Origin of the sequence: Paenarthrobacter sp. NPDC018779, assembly GCF_044391085.1 — a bacterium.
Classification (GTDB): Bacteria; Actinomycetota; Actinomycetes; order Actinomycetales; family Micrococcaceae; genus Arthrobacter.
This window is the reverse complement of the sequence record NZ_JBIRZS010000053.1, coordinates 1-1,467: the sequence shown is the minus strand read 5'-3', so window position 1 is coordinate 1,467 and position 1,467 is coordinate 1. Positions and strand designations below refer to the sequence as shown.

Annotated in this window: 1 protein-coding gene; it reads right to left on the bottom strand. The window is 58.1% G+C overall.

Translation table 11 applies throughout. The features are described from left to right. Positions 1–37: 37 nt before the first annotated feature. Positions 38–1,342 carry an IS256 family transposase gene (locus ACH488_RS21920; RefSeq protein ID WP_166186724.1) on the bottom strand — a complete coding sequence of 435 codons (1,305 nt, stop codon included), beginning with the start codon at positions 1,340–1,342 and terminating at the stop codon, positions 38–40. Between the last annotated feature and the right edge of the window lie 125 nt (positions 1,343–1,467).

Here is a 1,467-nt window from a genome sequence, read left to right as displayed (position 1 = left end):
GAGCTTGTCAATACTTTTGTGTATGAGGGGTCTGGGTTCAGCCCAAGTAGGGTTCGATGCGTTCGGGGTATGTGATGGCGAGGATGCCTAGTGCTTCGTTCCAGCCTTGGCTTTGGGCACCTTCGATGAGTGTGTGGACGGTTTTGCTTTTGTTCTCGCGGGCTTGTCCGTGGATCTTCGCGCGTTCGCTGGCTCGTTTGTCTTCGATGTTGCAGATGGCCAGCCAGAGCAGTTTGACCGCGGCGGTGTCGTTCGGGAAATGGCCGCGGTTTTTGATGATTTTCCGGAGCTGGTAGTTCAGCGATTCAATGGCGTTGGTGGTGTAGATCACCCGGCGCAGCGGCGGCGCGAAAGCGAGGAAGGGAACGAACTTTTCCCAGCTGTTGCGCCAGGTATTGACCGTCGCACGGTACTTTTTGCCCAGCTCGGAAGACGCGAACGCCTCCAGTTCCGTTTGCGCGGCTTCAGCTGAGGAGGCCGTGTAGATCGGCCGGAGTGCGGCTGCGACCCGTTTCCTGTCGTTGTAGCCAATGAACCGCATCGACGCCCTGATCAGATGGACTACACAGGTCTGGACCGTGGCCAGGGGCCACGTCGCGGCGATGGCTTCGGGAAAGCCCGTCAAGCCGTCACAGCAGACAATGAGTACGTCCCGGACTCCTCGGTTGGCAAGTTCCGCGCAGACCCCGGCCCAGAACTTGGCCCCTTCGGTGGCCTCGACCCAGATACCCAGTACGTGCTTGATGCCGTCCATATCGACGCCCACGGCAATGTGCGCAGCTTTGTTCCGTACTTGCGCCCCGTCGCGGACTTTGACCACGATCGCATCCAAATAGAGAATCGGGTACATCGGATCCAGCGGCCGGCGTTGCCAGATCATCACCTCATCCAGAACGTCATCGGTGATCTTGGAGATCGTTTCGTGCGAAAGCTCGGTTCCAATCGTTGATTCCAGATGATGCTGGATGTCTCTGACCGTCATGCCACCGGCATAAAGACTGATAATCATTTCGTCCAAGCCACCCGTGCGTCGGGCACCCTTGGGCACGAGCCGCGGAACGAACGAACCATTCCGGTCCCGCGGGATGGCCAAGTCAACATCGCCGGCCTGACTGGCCAGCGTTTTCGGGTAGAACCCATTGCGTGAGTTGGGCAGCAAACGTGCCGCGGGATCTCCCTTTTCATAGCCGAGATGACCGGAAAGTTCGGACTTCAGTCCACGCTCCAGAACGGCCTTGATCATCTGGTTCAGGAAACCGTTCTTGCCATCAATCTGCAGTTCAGCCGAATCGATTTGTTCCATTAGCTCATCAAACGCACCGGACTCGCGCAGCTGCTCCATCCCCCCGGCAGCAGCGACCTTCGCGGCAAGCTCCGCGCTGAGCTCTTCACTAGAACCAGTCATGGTCACAGTTTTCTCCAATCAACCAGGGACCGGAACTCCTACACAAACCATCTGACACCCCC